Origin of the sequence: Silanimonas sp., assembly GCF_044377035.1 — a bacterium.
Taxonomy (GTDB): Bacteria; Pseudomonadota; Gammaproteobacteria; order Xanthomonadales; family Xanthomonadaceae; genus Silanimonas.
Map to the genome: position 1 here is coordinate 1 of NZ_JBILJW010000006.1, position 18352 is coordinate 18352.

The 18352-nt window shown below is 70.5% G+C and carries 16 protein-coding genes; 8 read left to right on the top strand and 8 right to left on the bottom strand.

What is annotated here, in order from left to right:
- The 6 genes from ACIQ6S_RS04430 to ACIQ6S_RS04455 form a co-directional block, all read left to right on the top strand.
- The coding region (locus tag ACIQ6S_RS04430; RefSeq protein ID WP_397607300.1) for a gamma-glutamyltransferase at positions 1-513 on the top strand (513 nt) is incomplete at its 5' end.
- Positions 514-527: 14 nt separating this feature from the next.
- A complete protein-coding gene (locus tag ACIQ6S_RS04435) occupies positions 528-1403 on the top strand; it encodes an MBL fold metallo-hydrolase (RefSeq protein WP_397607415.1) in 876 nt (291 codons plus the stop codon).
- Between the two features lie 26 nt (positions 1404-1429).
- Positions 1430-1858: a DUF4920 domain-containing protein gene (locus ACIQ6S_RS04440; protein ID WP_397607301.1), complete on the top strand. Its 429-nt coding sequence runs from the start codon at positions 1430-1432 to the stop codon at positions 1856-1858.
- A 34-nt stretch (positions 1859-1892) separates the two neighbouring features.
- Positions 1893-3287 carry an alkaline phosphatase PhoX gene (locus ACIQ6S_RS04445; RefSeq protein WP_397607302.1) on the top strand — a complete coding sequence of 465 codons (1395 nt, stop codon included), beginning with the start codon at positions 1893-1895 and terminating at the stop codon, positions 3285-3287.
- The gene (locus tag ACIQ6S_RS04450; protein WP_298344862.1) at positions 3287-3682 is read left to right on the top strand and encodes an MAPEG family protein; all 396 of its coding nucleotides are present in this window, start codon (positions 3287-3289) and stop codon (positions 3680-3682) included. Before ACIQ6S_RS04445 ends, ACIQ6S_RS04450 begins: the two co-directional genes overlap by 1 nt.
- A gap of 209 nt (positions 3683-3891) precedes the next feature.
- A complete protein-coding gene (locus tag ACIQ6S_RS04455; protein ID WP_397607303.1) occupies positions 3892-5247 on the top strand; it encodes a Na+/H+ antiporter NhaC family protein in 1356 nt (451 codons plus the stop codon).
- Here ACIQ6S_RS04455 and ACIQ6S_RS04460 read toward each other — a convergent pair.
- The 8 genes from ACIQ6S_RS04460 to msrA form a co-directional block, all read right to left on the bottom strand.
- Positions 5200-6456: a threonine synthase gene (locus ACIQ6S_RS04460; RefSeq protein ID WP_397607304.1), complete on the bottom strand. Its 1257-nt coding sequence runs from the start codon at positions 6454-6456 to the stop codon at positions 5200-5202. The genes ACIQ6S_RS04455 and ACIQ6S_RS04460 overlap by 48 nt on opposite strands.
- A 37-nt stretch (positions 6457-6493) precedes the next feature.
- Positions 6494-7810: a threonine synthase gene (gene thrC, locus ACIQ6S_RS04465; protein ID WP_397607305.1), complete on the bottom strand. Its 1317-nt coding sequence runs from the start codon at positions 7808-7810 to the stop codon at positions 6494-6496.
- Between the two features lie 3 nt (positions 7811-7813).
- Positions 7814-8758 carry a homoserine kinase gene (locus ACIQ6S_RS04470; protein WP_397607306.1) on the bottom strand — a complete coding sequence of 315 codons (945 nt, stop codon included), beginning with the start codon at positions 8756-8758 and terminating at the stop codon, positions 7814-7816.
- Positions 8755-11223 carry a bifunctional aspartate kinase/homoserine dehydrogenase I gene (gene thrA / locus ACIQ6S_RS04475; protein WP_397607307.1) on the bottom strand — a complete coding sequence of 823 codons (2469 nt, stop codon included), beginning with the start codon at positions 11221-11223 and terminating at the stop codon, positions 8755-8757. The genes ACIQ6S_RS04470 and thrA overlap by 4 nt, the downstream gene beginning before the upstream one ends.
- Positions 11224-11295: 72 nt before the next feature.
- Positions 11296-11424 carry a hypothetical protein gene (locus tag ACIQ6S_RS04480; RefSeq protein WP_397607308.1) on the bottom strand — a complete coding sequence of 43 codons (129 nt, stop codon included), beginning with the start codon at positions 11422-11424 and terminating at the stop codon, positions 11296-11298.
- Between the two features lie 43 nt (positions 11425-11467).
- Positions 11468-13363 carry a diguanylate cyclase gene (locus ACIQ6S_RS04485; protein ID WP_397607309.1) on the bottom strand — a complete coding sequence of 632 codons (1896 nt, stop codon included), beginning with the start codon at positions 13361-13363 and terminating at the stop codon, positions 11468-11470.
- Positions 13364-13493: 130 nt separating this feature from the next.
- Positions 13494-14996 carry an aminotransferase class III-fold pyridoxal phosphate-dependent enzyme gene (locus ACIQ6S_RS04490; RefSeq protein ID WP_397607310.1) on the bottom strand — a complete coding sequence of 501 codons (1503 nt, stop codon included), beginning with the start codon at positions 14994-14996 and terminating at the stop codon, positions 13494-13496.
- A 124-nt stretch (positions 14997-15120) separates the two neighbouring features.
- On the bottom strand, positions 15121-16542 hold the full coding sequence (msrA, locus tag ACIQ6S_RS04495) for a peptide-methionine (S)-S-oxide reductase MsrA (RefSeq protein ID WP_397607311.1): 1422 nt from the start codon (positions 16540-16542) through the stop codon (positions 15121-15123).
- A gap of 152 nt (positions 16543-16694) precedes the next feature.
- Between msrA and ACIQ6S_RS04500 the strand changes: the two genes are divergently transcribed.
- Positions 16695-17597, top strand: coding sequence for an ABC transporter ATP-binding protein (locus ACIQ6S_RS04500; protein ID WP_397607312.1), 903 nt, complete (start codon positions 16695-16697; stop codon positions 17595-17597).
- Positions 17594-18352 (top strand): ABC transporter permease, encoded by a 759-nt coding sequence (locus ACIQ6S_RS04505; RefSeq protein ID WP_397607313.1) that lies wholly within the window; start codon positions 17594-17596, stop codon positions 18350-18352. Before ACIQ6S_RS04500 ends, ACIQ6S_RS04505 begins: the two co-directional genes overlap by 4 nt.

Genomic DNA, 18352 nt, shown 5'->3' on the forward strand with positions numbered 1-18352 from the left:
GTGATCCCGGGCACCGGCTTCCTGCTCAACAACGAGATGGACGACTTCTCGGTGAAGGCCGGCGTGCCGAACGCCTTCGGCCTCGTCGGCGACGACGCCAACGCCATCGCGCCGGGCAAGCGCCCGCTGTCGTCGATGACGCCCACGATCGTCGTGGGCGACGACCAGATCGCGGTGCTCGGTACGCCGGGCGGCAGCCGCATCATCAGTATGGTGATCCAGGGCGTGCTGGCGCTGGATGCCGGTGCCTCGGCGCTCGAGGCTGCGGCCGAGCCGCGCGTCCACCACCAGTACCTGCCTGATGAAGTCTCGATCGAGAAGGACGCGCTGTCGCCGGAGCTTCGTGCCGGCCTCGAGGGCCGCGGCCACGTCATCAAGGAAGAGCCGCGCACCTGGGGGAACATGCAGGTCGTGACCTGGGACCTCACGGATGGTGATGTCGAAGCCGGCGCCGACCCGCGCTGGAAGACCGTCGGCAAGGGCAGCACGCAGGACGGAGGCATCTTCCGGTGAGTGCGACGAACGGCATCCGTCTTTGGTCGATCCTCGGCAATTCGCAGCGCCTCGACGGCGGCGCGATGTTCGGCAACGTGCCGCGGGCGATGTGGTCGCAGTGGATCGCGCCCGACGAGCAGCACCGCATCCCGTTGGCCTGCCGTGCGCTGCTGGCCAAGGGCCTCGCCGGCAAGACCGTACTGTTCGAAACCGGCATCGGCGCCTTCTTCGAGCCGAAGATGCGCGAGCGTTTCGGCGTGGTGGAACCGCAGCATGTGCTGCTGGATTCGCTGGCCGAGGCCGGCGTCTCGCATGAGGACGTCGATGTCGTCGTGCTCTCGCACCTGCACTTCGACCACGCCGGGGGCCTGCTGGCGCCCTGGGCCGAAGGCCAGCCGCCGCGTCTGCTGTTCCCGAACGCGACGTTCGTCGTCGGCGCCGCGCACTGGGCGCGGGCGAAGACGCCGCATCCGCGCGACCGCGCCAGCTTCATCCCGGAACTCGGCGCCCTTCTCGAAGCCAGCGGCCGCCTCGAAGTGGTCGAGGGCGACCACAGCCGTGCGCTCGGCGCCGCCGTGCGCTTCCACCACAGCGATGGCCACACGCCGGGCCTGATGCTGGCCGAGATCGTCGGCGAAGGCGGGCAGGGTGGCGTGGTGTTCTGCGCCGACCTCATCCCCGGGCGGCCGTGGGTGCACCTGCCGGTGACCATGGGCTACGACCGTTCGCCCGAGACGCTCATCGACGAGAAGCGCGGTTTCCTCGACGACATGCTGAAGCGCGACGTCCGGCTTTACTTCACCCACGACCACGGCTGCGCCATGGCGCGCGTGGCGCGCGACGACAAAGGCCGCTACGGCACCCGCGACGAGCTCCCGGTGCTCACCGGCGCGCCTTTGCCCCATTGACCGTTCCTCCCACCCAAGGATTCCCCATGCGCACCGCTCCGTTCCGCCTCGCCGCCGCGCTGCTGCTCTCGCTGTCCCTTTCGCCGCTGGCCTCGGCCGCGTCCTACGGGCAGCCGATGCCCGACGGTGACGCCATGCCGGTCACCGAGCTGCTCGCCCACGCAGAGCACCACAGCGGCCACACGATGAAGTTCAGCGGACGCATCACCCAGGTCTGCCAGGCCAAGGGCTGCTGGGTGATGCTCGACGCCGGCGGTACGGGCATCCGGGTGAAGACCGGGCACGAATTCTTCCTGCCGAAGGACGCCAGCGGCACCGCCGTGGTGTTCGGCGAACTGAAGCCGGTCGAGCTCAGCGCCGAGCAGGCCCAGCACTACAACGAAGAGAGCGGCGGTGGCATCGAAGCCGGTCGCGAGTGGCAGATCCTCGCCACGTCGATCGTCATCGAACCCTGATCCACTGCGGATTCCGCCCATCGAGTCTTGACCCATGCGTCCCGATCCCGTCCTCGCCCGCCGTCGCTTCCTCGCGCTCTCCGCGTCCACCGTCGGAGCTGCCGCGCTGGGGCTTTGGCCGTTCGGCCGGCTGCTCGCCCATGCGGGCCTGCCGGCGGGGCGTATCGCGGGCTTCGGCCCGCTGTCCCCAGTTGCTGATGCCACGACCGGCCTGCCGTTGCTGAAGCTGCCGGCCGGTTTCAGCTACCGCAGCTTCGGCTGGTCGACCACGCCGATGAGCGATGGACGGCCGACGCCTTCGCACCACGACGGCATGGGCATCGTGCATGCGGACGGTTCGCGGCTGACCCTCGTGCGCAACCACGAATGCGACGGTGATCGCGGCACCTTCGGCGACGCGCCGATGACCTACGACCCGGACGTCGACGGCGGCACCACCACGATGGTGTTCGATGCCGACAAGGGCGAATTGCTGGAATCCCGCGCTTCGCTGTCCGGCACGCTGCGCAACTGCTCGGGCGGCATCACGCCTTGGCACAGCTGGCTGTCCTGCGAGGAGCAGGTGCTGGACCGCGGCCGCGCCGTGTTCGATGAGCGCGTGGTCGACCTGAAGCACGCCCACGGCTTCGTGTTCGACGTGCCGTTCGACCGCGCCTCGAACGCCGAGCCGCTGGTCGCGATGGGCCAGCGCGTGCATGAGGCGGCGGCGGTGCACGAGGCGAGTGGCGATGTGTACCTGACCGAGGATGCTGATCCGTTTGCTGGCTTCTATCGTTTCGTCCCGACGGTGAAGGGTGAACTGGCCCGTGGCGGCACGCTGTGGATGCTCAAGGCCGAAGGTGCGGCCGACCTGCGCCGGGGCCATCGCAACGGCGACCGCTTCAAGGCGACGTGGGTGGCCATCGAGCATCCCGAGCGTGGCATCGGGCCATCGGGCAAGACGGACGGCAACGTCCGCGAGGGCCTGGCGAACGGCGGCAGCGCGTTCATCCGTCTGGAGGGCTGCTATGCACAGGGCGACACGATCTATTTCACGTCGACCAGCGGTGGCGACGCGAACAGCGGGCAGGTCTGGGCCTATGACGCCAAGGCCTCCGAACTGCAGCTGGTGTTCGAGTCGCCGGCGCAGGAAACCCTGTACTACCCGGACAACCTGGCGATGTCGCCGCGCGGTGGCCTGATCCTCTGCCAGGACAGCTACCGCAAGGAGGCGCAGTCGCTGTTCGGGCTGACACCGGAGGGCGGGCTGTTCCAGTTCGCCGAGAACAACGGCATCTACGAGAATTTCCACGGGCTCACCGGCGACTACTCCAACAGCGAGTTCGCCGGCGCCTGTTTCTCCCCGGACGGCCGCTGGCTGTTCGTCAACGTCTACACGCCGGGCTTCACCGTCGCCATCACCGGCCCCTGGAAGGAAGGATTGCTCTGATGATCACCGGCCTCTACGCCGCCCTGTGTGCGCTACTCATCCTCGCCCTGTCGTTCCGGATCGTCGGCCTCCGCCGTCGGTTGAAGGTGGGCATTGGTGATGGCGGCGATGCCGGGCTCGCCCGTGCCATTCGCGCCCAAGCCAACGCCGTCGAGTACGTGCCCCTGATGCTGGTGATGCTGCTGGTGGCGGAGAACAACGGCGCTGGCGTGGTGTTCGTCCACGTTTGCGGCGCGGGGCTGGTGCTCGCCCGCGTGCTGCACGCGGTGGGCCTCTCGGGTTCCGCAGGCACGAGCTTCGGGCGCTTCTGGGGCACGCTGGGCACGTGGATCCTGCTGCTGGTGCTCTCAGGCCAGCTGCTCTGGGGCTATTGGGCCGCGGTCCAAGCGAGCTGATCGCCGAATGGCATGAGGGCATGGGCCAGGCGCCTTTGCCCTCGCGTGATGTCCGGAGTGGAATAAGGGCCATCGCCGCATCGCCACCGTCCTTTGGGCGGTTCCTTCGCTGATGCGGCCGATCGAACCCGTTTCGAAGCCCCGGCCGTCGCTCGCCCCTCTCCCCCGGACCGCGTGGCGGCCGAGGCTTCGCTTTTTCCGGAGCCTCCGTGTCCCCGACCGCGCCCTCGGCCTCGCCGCCGTCCTTCCTCGCCCTCTCGCCCCTGCTGCTGTTCATCGCCTTGTTCTGCGGCGTCGGCTTCACGCTGACCGCGCTCGGCGAGGCCAACGCCTTCTACCAGCTTCCCGCCGCGGTGGCCCTGGTGCCGGCCTTGGCGCTGGCCCTGTGGCTGGCGCATCGCCGCGGCGCGCCGGCTTTCGATCGGCTCTTGGCGGGCATGGGCGACAAGGACGTGCAGCTGATGCTGCTGATCTTCCTGCTCTCCGGCGCCTTCACCGCGGTGAGCCGGGCCACGGGCGGTGTCGAGGCCGTGGTCGCCTTGGGCCTGTCGGTGATCCCGGCGGCGCTGATCCTGCCGGGCATCTTCCTGCTGGCCACGGCCATCGCGCTGGCGCTCGGCACCTCGATGGGCACGATCGCCGCCGTGGCGCCGATCGCGCTGGGCCTGGCCGATGCCGCCTCGCTCGACAAGGCCCTGGTGCTCGGCGCCGTGCTCAGCGGTGCCACCTGCGGCGACAACCTGTCGCTGATCTCCGACACCGCCATCGCGGCCGCGCGCTCGCAGGGCACCACCGTGCGTGCCAAGTTCCTCGAGAACCTCAAGTTCGCCGTGCCCGCAGCGCTGGGCACGCTCGTGCTGTTGGCCTTCGCCGGTGACGCGCAGCCCGTGCCCCCCGCCGACCCGCCGAGCGCGTGGCTCGCGCTGCCCTACGTCGCGGTGCTCGGGCTCGCCGTGCTCGGCGTGAACGTGCTGGCCGTGCTGGCCATTGGCGTGCTGCTGGCCGGCGCCTTCGGCCTCGGCTTCGCCGACTACGGCGTGCTCGGCTTCACTGCCGATGTCCACAAGGGCTTCCTGTCGGTCACCGACACCGTACTGGTCTCGCTGTTCGTCGCGGGCTTGGGCGCGTTGATCCGCGCCGACGGCGGCTTCGCGTGGTTCGTCGCCCGCATCGAGGCGCTGGCGCGTGGCCGCAAGGGCCCGCGCGTGGGCCAGCTCGGCATCGCCGGCCTCGTCGCCGGCAGCGACGCGCTGCTCGCGAACAACACGGTGGCGATCCTGCTGTCGGGGCCGATCGCCAAGGACATCGCCGCCGAGCACGGCGTGTCACCGGCTCGTGCAGCGAGCCTGCTCGACATCTTCGCCTGCGTCACCCAGAGCCTGCTGCCTTGGGGCGCGCAGATCCTGCTGGCGGCCTCGCTGGGCGGTATCTCGCCGCTGGATCTCGCTGGCAGCCTTCATTACTGCTGGCTGCTCGGCGGGCTGACGCTGGCGTGGGTGCTCTTCGAACGCCGCCGCTCAGGCGCCGAGGATCCCGCGCAGGTCGGAGAGGTACTTCTCCAGTGACCCCGTGTTGACAGCGACCACGCGCTCGCCGCGCTTCAGCAGGCCGCGATCGAGCAGCTGAGGCAGGGCCGCGAGGCAGGCCGCGCCCTCGGGGCTGATCCAATGCTGGCGCTCGCGCCATACGCGCTGCAGCTCGTCGGCAGTCTCGGCTTCGGATACCGCAATGGCTGCACCGCCACTGGCGCGGATGATCTGCAGCACTCGGAAATGCCCGACGCCGCCGGGCACGTTCAAGCCCGTCGAGATCGTCTTGCCGGCGGGCAGGGCCGTGGTGTCGTCGGCGCCCGCGTCGAACGCGCGCACGAGCGGCGTGGTGGCCTCGCTCTGCACGCAGTACATGCGTGGGCGCTTGGCGTCGATGAGGCCGAGCGCTTCGAGTTCGTCCCAAGCCTTCCACATGCCGAGTACCCCGGTGCCGCCGCCGGTGGGGTAGATCACGGCATCAGGCAGCGACCAGCGCGTGCTGTCGTCCTTGGGTTCCGCCATCTCGAGGCCGAGGGTCTTCTTGCCTTCGATGCGCCAGCCCGGCTCCTGGAAGGTGGCCACCGAGAACCAGCCCTCCGGGATGTAGCGCTCTTTCAGGAACGCACCGGCCTCGCGGATGGTCGGGCCGACCAGTTCGAGCGTGACGCGGCCCGGGTGCTTCTTCGCCGCCACGGCCACGCTGCCCATGATCGGCAGCGGCGTGTCTTCGGGCATCGCCACCACGACGTCGAGTCCGCCGGCCAGCGCGTAGCGCACCAGCGCATCACCCGCGTTGCCCTGCGTGGGCACAGCGAGTTTCTTCAGGCCCAGACGGCGCGCTTGCGCGACGGCCATGGCCATGCCGCGGTCCTTGAAGCTGCGCGTCGGGTTGCCGCCGAAGCCGGGCCAGTGCTGGCCTTCGTCCTTCAACCACAGCGACAGGCCCGCGGCCTTGGCCACCGCGTGGTCGCGGTAGTCGAGCTCGGGCGTGTGGCCTTCGCCGAGCGCGACGATGTGTGCGGCATCGTTCGGATCGGAGATGTCGAGGGCGAGCAGGCCGCCGAAGCGCCACAGGTCATTGCGGCGCGGGTCGTACCACGCGGCATCGGGTTTCTCGCGGGCGAGGCGCTCGATGTCGAGCACCATCTCGACCGGCCGACCATCGGCCGGGTCGAGATTCATCGGCACATCAGCGGAGTACTCGATTCCGGAAGCAAGGCCACGCAGGCAGCGAACGTAGGACATGACAGGGCGTACGTGGGGGAGGGCGCCAGAGTGTGCCTCAGGACGCCGACCACTCCGCGCGAAGAATCGCCGCCAGCGCCTCGCTGTCGACCGCCATCGCGTCCGCTTGCGCCGGTTGCGCGAGCAGCGCCGCGAACGCGGGCGGCACGGCGGGCGCGCTCGACAGCAGCGGGCCCACGACGTCGAGGAACTTGCTCGCGTGCGCGGTGGCGGCCACGGCCCAGTCGCGGGTGTCGCCGGCAGCGCGGAGGTCTTCGAGCACCGCGAGGCCACAGGCGGTGTGCGGGCAGGGCGCGACGCCGTGCCGGGCTTCGGCCGCGGCCACCGTCGCGCGGATGCGCGCGTCGTCGACGCGCTGCACGCGGATGAGCGAGCGCGCCGCGGCTTCGTCCCCGCCGGCCAGCCAGAACAGGCGCTCGACATTGCTCGGTGCACCGACGTCCATCGCGTTCGCCAGTGTCGGGATCGCATCGCGGCCGCGGTACGGCGCGCCGTCGAAGAACTCCGAGAGCGTCGGGTTCGCGTTGGTCGCCAGCACCACCTCGCCGATCGGCAGGCCCATCGAGCGGGCGATCAGTGCGGCCACGGCATTGCCCAGGTTGCCGCTCGGCACGATGAAGCCCAGCGGCCTGCCGTGGCGGCGCTGGAAGCGCAGCGCGTGCATGGCGTAGTAGCCCATCTGCGGCAGCAGGCGGCCGAGGCTGATCGAGTTCGCGGTGAGCAACGGCACCTCGGCACGCAGCGCGGCATCGCCCAGCGCCTGCTTCGCCAGCCGCTGGCAGTCGTCGAAGCTGCCCGCCACGCGCAGCGCGCGCACGTTGCCGCCGAACGCGCCGAGCGAATGTGCTTGTGCCGGCGAGACCTTGCCGTCCGGGTAGAGGATCAGCACGCGGAAGCCTTCGCGGCCGTGGAAGGCCGCGCCGACTGCGGCGCCGGTGTCGCCCGAGGTCGCGACGAGAACGGTCTGTATCGGCGCGTCCGGCGCGCGCAACGACGAGAGCGATGCCGCGAGGAAGCGCGCTGCCAGGTCCTTGAACGCGGCCGTCGGGCCGTGGAAGAGCTCCAGCAGGTGGTCGCCGCTGCCGCGCAGCGGAAAGAGCGGCACCTCGAAGCTCGCCGCTTCCGCGCACAGTGCATCGAGGCGCGCGGCGAGCGGGTCGTTGCCGAGCAGCGGCCGCAACAGCGCGGCGAGCGTGTCCGCAAGGCGCCCGTCGGGAATCGCCTCGATGTCGCGGGCATCGAGGCGCGGCAGGCGCTCGGGCACATAGAGGCCGCCATCGGGGGCGAGGCCGGCGCCGAGCGCGGCGCCGAAGGGCAGGGCGGGCGAGGCCCCGCGGGTGGAAACGAAACGCATCGGTCAGTCCTGGGAATCGACAAGGCCCGCGGCGGGTCCGGCCACGGGTGACACAAGAAGGGAGGTGGCGAGGCCGGCATCGGCGAAGGCGCGCTGCATGGCGGCGCCGCCGGCTTCGGCGGCCGAACGGCCGCGGAACCAGCCGAACACGCTGGGGCCGGCACCGGAGATGCTGCTGCCGAGCGCGCCGGCGTCCAGCGCTGCGCGCTTCACTGCGGCGAAGCCGGGGATCAGCGCGGCGCGCCGGGGTTCCACGAGCACATCGTCGAGCCCTTGGCGGACCAGCGCCTCGTCGTCGCGTTCGAGACCGAGCAGTAGCGCGGCGAGATGGTGCGTCTGCTTGACGATGCTCTGGATCGGGTAAGGCTCGGCCAAGGCGGCGCGGGCCACGCGCGTTTCCAACACGACGGCCGGATGCACCACGGCGGTGAACAGCCAGTCGGGTGCCCGCAGCCGCACCGGCGGCGCGCGCGCGGGGTCGAAGGCCGCGACGAGGCCGCCCAACAGCGCGGGGGCGATGTTGTCGCCGTGCCGGCTGCCGCTAGCCACGGCTTCGCCGTCCAGTGCGAAGGGGTAGAGCGCCTCCGCGGGCAGCGGCGCGTCGAGCAGGGCGTTCGCGGCGACCACGGCCGCGACGGCGGATGCCGCCGAGCCGCCCAGCCCCGAACCCAACGGAATGCCTTTGCGCAGCCGCACGGCGAAGCCGAAGGGCAGCGCCAGCGCTTTGCGCATCGCGATCAGCGCGGCGCCGGCGGTGTTGTCCTCGGCGCGCGCCGGGAGTGCGGTGACCACGCCTTCGATGCCTTCGATGCGCACCTCGGGCGCGTCGATGCGCCGGACCGTCGCGTGGTCGCGCCAGCCTTCGAGGCTGTGCCCCAGCAGATCGAACCCCGAACACAGATTGGCACTGCTGGCCGGCGCGAAGGCCGTTGCTTCGCGACGCGTCACAGCTTCGCCCCGAGATGTGCGGCGATCGCGAGGATGTCGCCGAACACGCCCGCGGCCGTCACGTCCGGGCCGGCGCCCGGGCCTTTCACCACCAGCGGACGCGTGTGGTAACGCGCCGTGTGGAAGGCGAACAGGTTGTCGGTGCCTTGGGCGGAGGCCGCCGGATGCATGGCCTCGACGGCGCGCAGCGCGACGGTGGCGGTGCCGCTGGCGTCCACTTCGGCGAGGTAGCGCAGCACCTGGCCCTGCGCCTTTGCCGCCGCGAGGCGCTCGGCCATCGGCGCATCGAACTCGCCGAGACGCTGCAGGAACTCGGGCAGCGGCACGTCGCGCAGTTGCGAGGGCACGAGGTTCTCGACCTCGACCTGGTCGAGCGACAGCGGCCAGCCCGCTTCACGGGCCAGGATGACCGCCTTGCGCGCCACGTCGGTGCCCGAGAGGTCGTCGCGCGGATCGGGCTCCGTGTAGCCGGCGGCGCGGGCCTCGGCCAGCAATTCGGAGAACGGCCGCGAACCGTCGTAGTGGTTGAACAGCCAGGCGAGCGTTCCGGAGAACAGGCCGGCGATGCTGCGCGGCACGTCGCCGGTGTCGATGAGGTTGCGCAGCGTCATCACCACCGGCAGGCCGGCGCCGACCGTGGCCTCGTAGCGGAAGCGCGCGCCGGATTTCGCACCGGCGCGATGCAGCGCGGCCAGCCGTTCGGAATCACCGCTGCCGGCGTGCTTCGAGGGCGTCACCACGTGGATGCCCTGCGCCAGCCAGCCCTCGTAGCGCTCGGCCATGTCGGCGCGGCCCGAGCAGTCGACGATCAGCGCGTGCGGGATGTGCTCGCTCTTCACGTGCTTCGCGAAGGCGTCGAGGTCGAGCGCCTCGCCGCGTTCGAGGTCGAGCGAGGCCAGCGTGGTGTCGGAACGCAGCATCTTCCGCGAGTTCGCCACCACGCGGATGCGCAGATCGAGCTGGCGCTCGCGCTTCAGGCGCGGCTGCGCTTCGAGGATCTGCCGAAGCAGGGCGCCGCCGACGTTGCCGGGGCCGATCAGGCCGATCGACACCGTTTGCGCGCTGAGCCAGAACGCCGTGTGCGCCACGCGCAGCGCGCGTTCGGCGTCGGCTTCGCGGACCGCCAGCGAGACATTGCGCTCACTCGAGCCCTGCGCGATGGCCCGCAGGCTGATGCCGGCCTTGGCGATCGCGCCGGAGAGCCGCGCGACGATGCCGGGCGTGCCGATCATCCCGTCGCCGACGGCCGCCAGCACGGCGAGGTCATGCTCCAGCGCGATGCCCTGCACGTGGCCGCCGGCGATCTCGTCGGCGAACTCCGCGCGCGCGGCGGCGAGGCCGGCCTCGGCCTGTTCGCGGCGCACCAGCGCGCAGATCGAATGCTCGCTCGAGGCCTGGGTGATCATCACCACCGAGACTCCGGCGCGATGCAGCGCGGCGAAGAAGCGCTCGGCGCTGCCGGGAACGCCCATCAGGCCCGAGCCCTGCAGCTCCAGCGCCGCAAGCCCGCGCACCAGCGAGAGCCCCTTGACCGGGTTCGCCGACGGCGCGGGGTTAGCCACCACGCGGGTGCCGGGCTTCTCGGGCTGACGCACGTCGCGCACGTTGAGCGCGATGCCGGCCGCCATCGCCGGGGCCAGTGACTGCGGATGCAGGGCCTTGGTGCCGAAGTAGGCGAGCTCCATGGCTTCCGCGTAGCTCAGCTCGGGCAGAACCACGGCCTCGGGTTCCAGCCGCGGATCGGCCGACATCAGGCCGTCCACTTCCTTCCAGATCGTGAGTTCCCGCGCCTTGAACAGCGCCGAGAACAGCGCCGCCGAGTAATCGCTGCCGTTGCGCCCAAGCGTGGTCGCGGTGCCGTCGGCGAGTCGCGCAAGGAAACCGGTGGCGACGAGGCTGGCTTGCGGGTGCGCGCGGCGCCAATCCGCCAGCGCGGCCTTCGTCGCCGGTTCGTCGAGGCGGGCGCCAAGCTCGCCATGGGTCACGACCAGCAGGCGACGCGCATCCAGCCACGCCCAGTCGCGCCCCAACACGGCGGCAAGCAATCGGCTCGACCACACCTCACCGGCGCCGCTGATACGTGCGGCCTGTCCGGCATCGGCGCGGCCGGCGCGCAAGTGCGCGAGGTCGGCTTCGAGTTCGGCGAAGTCGGCGTCGAGCAGATCGCCCGCGAGGCCGAGGGGCGCAAGCAGCGCGCGGTGCGCCGCAAGCAGGAAGGGCAGGTCCGCGTGGTCGCGGCCGGCCTGCGCACTCTTCAGCGCGGCGACCAGACGGTCGGTGGTGCCGAAGGTGGCCGAGACGATGGCGAGCTGCGGGCGCGGTGCACCCGACTTCAGCAGCGCGGCGGCGCGACGGAAGCCGGCGGCGTCGGACAGCGCGGCACCGCCGAATTTGTGGGCGTCAGGCGCGAGCGTCGCCGACCAGTGGGCGTCGGCGGGGGCATCAGCGAGAGGGGCGGCATCCATGAAGGCGACTCCTGGGAGGAGGCCGGTCTTGGATGGGAAACCCCGCGTCCGTGACCGGCGCGGGGTGGTGGATCAGTTCGGCCACCCCGGCCCTTTCGAGGTGCCGGTCGTGGTGGTGACACCCGCGACCGGCACGCGAATACCGATAACGCCGCCGAGGGCGGTCGTCGTGACGGTGAGCGTGAGCAGGTCGTGGCGCATGGCCCCACTTGAACCCGCCGCCGTTGCCTTTGTCAAGGCGGCGTCAAGCCGTTTCGTCTGAAACGACGCGATTCCGGCCGCCTTGCTTGGCGCGATACATCGCCGCATCGGCGCGGGCCAACACACCGGCGAAATCCGGATCCGCGTCGCGCATCTGCGCCACGCCGATCGAAATGGTGACACGCAGGCCGGGAACCACGTCGTCGAGATCCAAGGACTCGACACCGGTACGAAGGCGCTCGGCCACCTGCCGCGCGGCCGGCTCGGCCGTTTCCGGCAGCAGGCCGGTGAACTCCTCGCCACCGATCCGGCCCATGAGGTCGAGCTTGCGCAGCGTGCGCTGGCATTCGCGGCCCACGCGCTGCAGCACGGTGTCGCCGACCGCGTGCCCGTGCGTGTCATTGACCGCCTTGAAGTGGTCGATGTCGATGGCGAGCACGCAGAACGGTTGGGCGGTGAGCCGGGCCATCTTGAAGGCCTCGCTGCCGCGGTAGTCGGTATGGCGGCGGTTGGCGAGCCCGGTGAGCGGGTCGGTCATCGCCAGCAGGCGCAGTCGGCGGGCCTTGGCGATCTGGCGTGCCACCACGACGAGCAGGACGATCACCAGCACCACGGCCAGCGAGATCGCGGTCCACTGCCAGCGGCGTGCGGCGTTGAGGCCTTCGATTTCCTGCAGTCGCAGGGCTTCGCGGGCCTTCAGTTCGGCGTTCTCGACCTCGCGCCGCGACGCGTCGAACTGCTCGCGCATGAAGTCGGTGCGCTGCTCCGCGCGCAGGCGATCGTCGTTGGCGTGCGATTCGATGAAACGCCGCAGGTCGGCGACGGCGTCGGCTTCGCGTCCGAGTCGTTCCAGCAGCCGCGCGCGCTCGGGGAGCGCGAAGGCGAGGTAGCGGTCGTTGCCTTCCGTGGTCCATGTCGCGACCGCCCGGTCGAGCAGGGCCAGGGCTTCCGCATCCCGGCCGAGCCGGGCCATCGCTTGCCCACGCACCAGCGCCACCATGGTCGGATCTCCGGGGTCACCGGACTCGGCGAAGTCCGCTTCCGCCTGTTCGAGCGCCGCCAGCGCGCGGCGCGGCGCGCCGTCGTTGACCTCGACCCCGGCGAGCCCCACGCGGGCATACCCGCAGTCCGAATGGCTCTCTTGGTGTTGGCACAGCTCGATGGCGTCGGCGAGCATGCGCCGCGCCTCGTCATATCGCCCGCTCTCGTCGTAGAGGTAGCCGAGCTGCAGCAGGGAGACCATCTGGTACGCCCAGCGCGCGCGGATCTCCTCGTCCTCGAGGCTGCGTCGCAGGTACTCCTCCGCGCGCGCAGCCTCGCCCATGCGCCGGTAGGCGATGCCCACGTTCTGCAGGTTGGCGGCGATCGCGAACGGCTCGCCCGAATCGTCGAGCACGTCTTGGGCGGCCAAGGCATCGATCAACGACTTCGCGAATTCGCCCGAGAGGGAGTGCGCACTGGAGCGCAGTGAGAGCAGCTGCCCGAGCAACATCGGGTCATTGCTGCGTTCGGCCGCTTCCACGGCGGCGTCGTAGGCGCTCTCCACGATGGCCGTGTCCGTGCCAAGCGCGAGGTAGGCGGCGCGGCAGGCGTACAGCAGGGCGAGGCTGGTGGGGTCGGGCGAGGGTCGCGCCTGTTCGGCGGCCAGGAGCGTGTCGGCCTTGGCGAGGGCGGCCTTGCGATCGCGCTGTGCGGCACCGCAGGCCATCGCATCGAAACGGTGGCTCCGCAACGCGTCGTTGGCGGGCAAGGTGGCCCGCAGTGCTTCGACGGCGGCCGTGCCCTCCGCCGGCGTCGTGCCCATGCCCTCGCGCAACGCCTTGGCGAACGCGGCGTCGAAGGCGGCGGCCTGCGGTTGAGCGGGGCCATCGGAAGCCCACGCGGTTGCCGACGCAAGCAGCAGGCCGAGGGTCCATCCGTGGCGGAGCGTTCGGGGCATCGGTGGGCCGGCAGGATCGATGCGCGGATGATGAACGCTTCCCTCCTGAAAGCAAGACGCCCCGCGGGGGCGGGGCGTTGCATCCGGTCAATCCGCGTCCTGCGTCACGCCCTTCGGCGTGGCGCCGTGGTCAGGCGGCTTCGGCCTCGGCCAGGCGCGGCCCGTGCAGCAGGGCCTGGCGCACGGCATCGACGATCAGGTCGGACTCGGCGCTGGAGATGCCGAACACCGGGGTGAAGCGCAGGGAGTTCACGCCGCCGTGGATCACGTTGACCCCCTTCTCGCGGATGAACTCCTCGGTGCTGGTCGTGCCGTAGCACTTGAAGTGCGTGGCGATCTCGCAGGAGAACAGCAGGCCGGTGCCCTGCACCTTGGTGATCGTGCCGTGCGGCAGTTCGGCCTTCAGGGCTTCGAGCTTCGCGAGGAACTCGGCGCCGCGGGCACGGATGTTGGCGCGCAGCTCCGGCGTCAGCAGCGACAGCGTCGCGGTGGCGGTGTCCATCGCGCGCGGGTTCGCGGTCATCGTGTTGCCGTAGGTGCCGCGGCGGTAGAGGCCGGCGGTGCGCTCGGTGACGGCGAGGATCGACATCGGGAACTGCGCGGCGTTGAGAGCCTTGGAATAGGTCTCCATGTCCGGCGCCTCGAGGCCTTCGAAGCCCGGATAGTCGACGATCGAAAGCACGCCGTGGGCGCGGATACCCGCCTGGATGCTGTCCACCAGCAGCAGGGTGCCGTGTTCCTTGGTCAGGCGGCGGGCCTCGGCGTAGAAGGCCGGCGGCAGCGCGCGGCCCGGGTCGCCTTCGCCCATCACCGGCTCGATGAACATGGCTTCGAAGTACCAGCCATTGGCCTCGGCATCGGCGAAGGCTTGGCGCAGCGCATCGATCGAGTAGGGCTCGATGGTGATGAGCTGGTCGGCGTGGTGCTTGTGGCTGGCGAGGTGCTGGGCGTAGGTCTTGCGGCTGGAATCCGAGTACAGCGCCGGCAGCTCGGTGCGGCCGTGGAAGGCGCCCTTCACCGCGAGGCGCTTCACGCGCTTGCCGGCGTGGCGGCCGCCCGCGTCCGTGTGGAGCTTCGTGTTGACGTCCGCGATACGGCCGGCGAGCGAGACCGACTCCGAGCCGGAATTCAGCGCGAGGAACTTGGTGTAGGGGCAGCCGCCGCGGGTGTGGCCGATCTCGGCGCGCAGGGCGCGGTCAAGGCGCAGGTGGGAGAGGCTGGGCGTCATGATGTTCGCCATCACCTGCGGCTTGGCCATGGCCGAGAGCACGGCGAAGGGCGTGTGGCCGAAGCCGAGCATGCCGTAGCCGCCGCAGTCGTAGACCACCGCACCCTTGAGCGTGACCACCCACGGGCCGCGCGCGGCGACCGCGATGTACGGGTTCACCGCGTCGTCCGGGTAGAAGTTCAAGAAGCCGGCCTGGGCGATGCGCATCTGCTCGGCTTCGTCGAGTTCCAGCAGTTCGGGGAACTCGGCCTTGATGGCCTCGAAGGCCTCGAGCGCCGCATCGATCGCGGCGCCGAGCTGCGGGTGCGTGGCGCCGAAGCGCTCGATCACGTCGTCGGCGAGGCCGGTGGTGCGGACGTGGCCAGCGTGGGCGCGAAGCGGATGAAGGCGGGCGGCGAGGCTCATGGAAACTCCGGTCGGTGAAAAGAAAACAGCGCCGCGGCGGTGCGAGGCGCTGTTTTTCTCTTTGGGAACAACAACTTGGGTCCGATGCTAGCACCGGGCCCGAATGCCCGTAACCCCCGGTGTTTCAAACGCCTGTCACAGGCTCCGCCGCGGTGCTGGTCTCGGTGGCGACGTCCTCGTCGGGCACGAACTTCAGCACGTTGCCGTTGATGCAGTAGCGCTTGCCGGTGGGCGGTGGGCCGTCGTGGAACACATGCCCGAGATGGATGCCCGAGCTGGCGCTGCGCACTTCCGTCATCACGCCGGCGAGGCTGAGGTCGCCGTGATAGGTCACGGCGCCGGGCAGCGGCTGGAAGAAACTGGGCCAGCCGGTGCCGCTCTCGAACTTGGTGTCAGTGCGGAACAGCGGTGCGCCGGTGATCGGATCGACGAAGGTGCCGGGCCGGGTTTCGTCGAGATGCGAGCCGGTGAACGGCCGCTCGGTGCCGCTCTCGAAAGCGATACGACGCTGCTCCTCCGTCAGCAGGCGGAAGCCGAGCCATTGCCAGAACCGGGCCTTGTCGCCGTTGTATCCGGTGTAGCGCGAGACCTCTTTGCCGCTCTCAAAGAGGACGATGGTGGGCGTGGCGAAGAGGGGCTTCTCCAGCGCCCAGCCGTCGGGCTCGCGGGGGTCGAGCGTGTGCACGATCGGCACCGGCGACTGCCAGCCGTCGCTGATCTCGGCGCGGAACTTCGCGCAGAAGGCGCAGTCGGCGGCTTCGAATACGACCAGCTGGCGCGTGGCGTCGAGGTTGGCGCCGACGAGGCGTGTGGGCCGCGCATCGTTCGCGTCGGAAGGAGCGCTCGCCGCCGGAACCGCTGCGCCAAGACGGGCCAGCGCCGCGGCCGGGAACTTCACTCCGGTGCCGCCGAGGCCGCAGTAGCCGTCCGGGTTCTTCACCAGGTAGTCCTGGTGGTAGTCCTCCGCGGCGATGTAGCGCGTGAGCGGCTGGATCTCCGTGGTGATGGTGCCGTAGCCCTCGGCCGCCAGCGCCGTCTGGAACGCCGTCTTCGTGGCCTGCGCGATCCGCAGCTGGGCGTCGCCATGCGTGTAGATCGCGCTCCGGTAGTTGCTGCCCATGTCGTTGCCCTGGCGATCGCCTTGCGTGGGGTCGTGGTTCTCCCAGAAGCCGGCGAGCACGGCGGCGAGCGTGGTGGCGCGCGTGTCAAAGACAACCTTCACCACCTCGGCGTGGTTGCGCTTCTCGGTGAGCCCGAGTTTCCGCGCGCGTTCGGTGTTCAGCACGTCGCTGTAGGTGCCCGGCACCTCGCCGTTGGCATAGCCGCTTTCGACGTCGATGACGCCCGGCAGCGCGCCCATCCGGCGTTCCGCACCCCAGAAGCAGCCCATGCCCAGCACCACGGCGTCGAGATGCTCGCGCGGGACGTCCGGCTTCGGCGCCATTGCGCTGGCGAGCGCGGGCGTGACGGGGGCCTGGCCGCAGGCGGCGAGGGCGCCGGCGAGCAGGGCGGCAAGGGTGAGGCGGGTGGTGGAGGCGGTGTTCATGGTGATCCGGAGCAAGAGGGGCCGAACGTGGATTCGAAAGCCAAGGCGCCCGCGTTACAGCCAGCGGGATGACAGATGTCAGGGCATTCAGCTGACGCCCGCGACTGCGCGCGCAGCGTGAACGCGGCGAGGCTGTCGTCACGGAGGACCCTATGACCGCAACCCCATCTCCCATCGTCGCGCGCCTTGAGGGCGTCACCCACCGCTACGGCGGTCTCGTGGCGCTGGATGGCGTCGACCTCGACATCCATTCCGGGGAAGTCCTGGCCCTGCTCGGTGCGAACGGTGCCGGCAAGACGACCGCGCTCGGTTTGCTCACCGGCCTGCTTCGGCCGCAGCAGGGCCGCGTCGAGCTGTGCGGCGGGGATCCTCGGGCGGCCTCGTCCCGCCGTGCGCTGGGCGTGATGCTTCAGGAAGCCCGCTTGCCCGAGACCCTGCGCGTGGGCGAACTGGTCCGCCAGTTCAGTGCGGCTTACCCGAGCGCCCGTCCCGAAGCGGAAACGCTGGCCTTGGCCGGCCTCCACGGACTGGAGCGGCGGCCCTACGGCGCCCTTTCCGGCGGCCAGCAGCGCCGCGTGCAGTTCGCGCTGGCCATCTGCGGGCGGCCGCGCATCGTGCTCGTCGATGAGCCCACCACCGGCCTCGACGTTGAAGCGCGGCGCGCCTTCTGGGCCGTGCTGCGCGGGTTGCGGCTCGAAGGGGCGGCCCTCGTGCTGACCACCCACTACCTTGAAGAGGCTGATGCCCTGGCCGATCGCGTGGTGGTGATGCATGCCGGCCGCACGGTCGCGGAAGGCACGCCGATGCAGCTGAAGGCACGCAGCGGCGGCACGCGCGTACGCTGCCGCAGTGCCCTCGGTCTCGACGAGGTGCGGATGCTCCCCGGGGTCAGCGAGGCGCACCGCGAAGGGGAGCGGCTCGTCCTGCGCTGCAGCGATGCCGATGCGGCGATCCGTGCGCTGCTGCGCCGCGATCCAACGCTGGCCGATTTTCAGGTGGTTCCTGCCAGCCTCGAGGACAGCCTCCTCGAACTCACCCATCGGAGTGCCGCATGAGCGCGCAGGCCACATCGCTGTTTCGCCTTCAGGCCATCGAGACCGGGCACGCGCTGTTGCAGGTCTGGCGCCTGCCGGCTTTCAGCGTGCCGACGTTGCTGTTCCCGCTGATGTTCTATGCGCTGTTCGGCCTGCTGCTGCCATCGAAGACCGGGAACGCCGCGCCGGCGCACTACCTGCTTGCCACCTACGGCGCCTTCGCCGTGATCGGGCCGGCGCTGTTCGGATTCGGCGTTGGTCTGGCCCTCGACGAGGAGATGGGCTGGCTGCGCCTGAAGCGCGTGTCGCCCATGCCGATGGCGGTGCACTTCATCGCCCGCGTGCTTACCAGCATGGTGTTCGCGCTCGCCGTGGTGCTGGCGCTCAGCGCCCTCGCGGCGTTGGCCGGCGGCGTCAGGCTGGAGGCGTGGCGATGGCTGCTGCTGTGGGTGACGCTGACGCTCGGGGCCTTGCCGTTCTGCGCGATGGGGCTGCTGATCGGTTCGCTGGTGCCCGCGCGCGGGGCCGTCGCCGTGGTGAACCTCGTGTACCTGCCAATGTCGGTGCTCTCCGGCCTGTGGTTCCCGATCACGATGTTCCCCGAGGTGATGCAGCGCTTCGCCCTGGTGCTGCCCGCCTTCCACCTCGGCGATCTCGCCCTCACCATCGTTGGCCTGCGTGGCGCGAACGTGCCGCTGGGCATCGCCGCACTCGTCGGTTCGGGTGTGCTCTTCATCGCGCTGGCGCTGGCCGTGCAGCGTCGGCGCGCCCGCTAG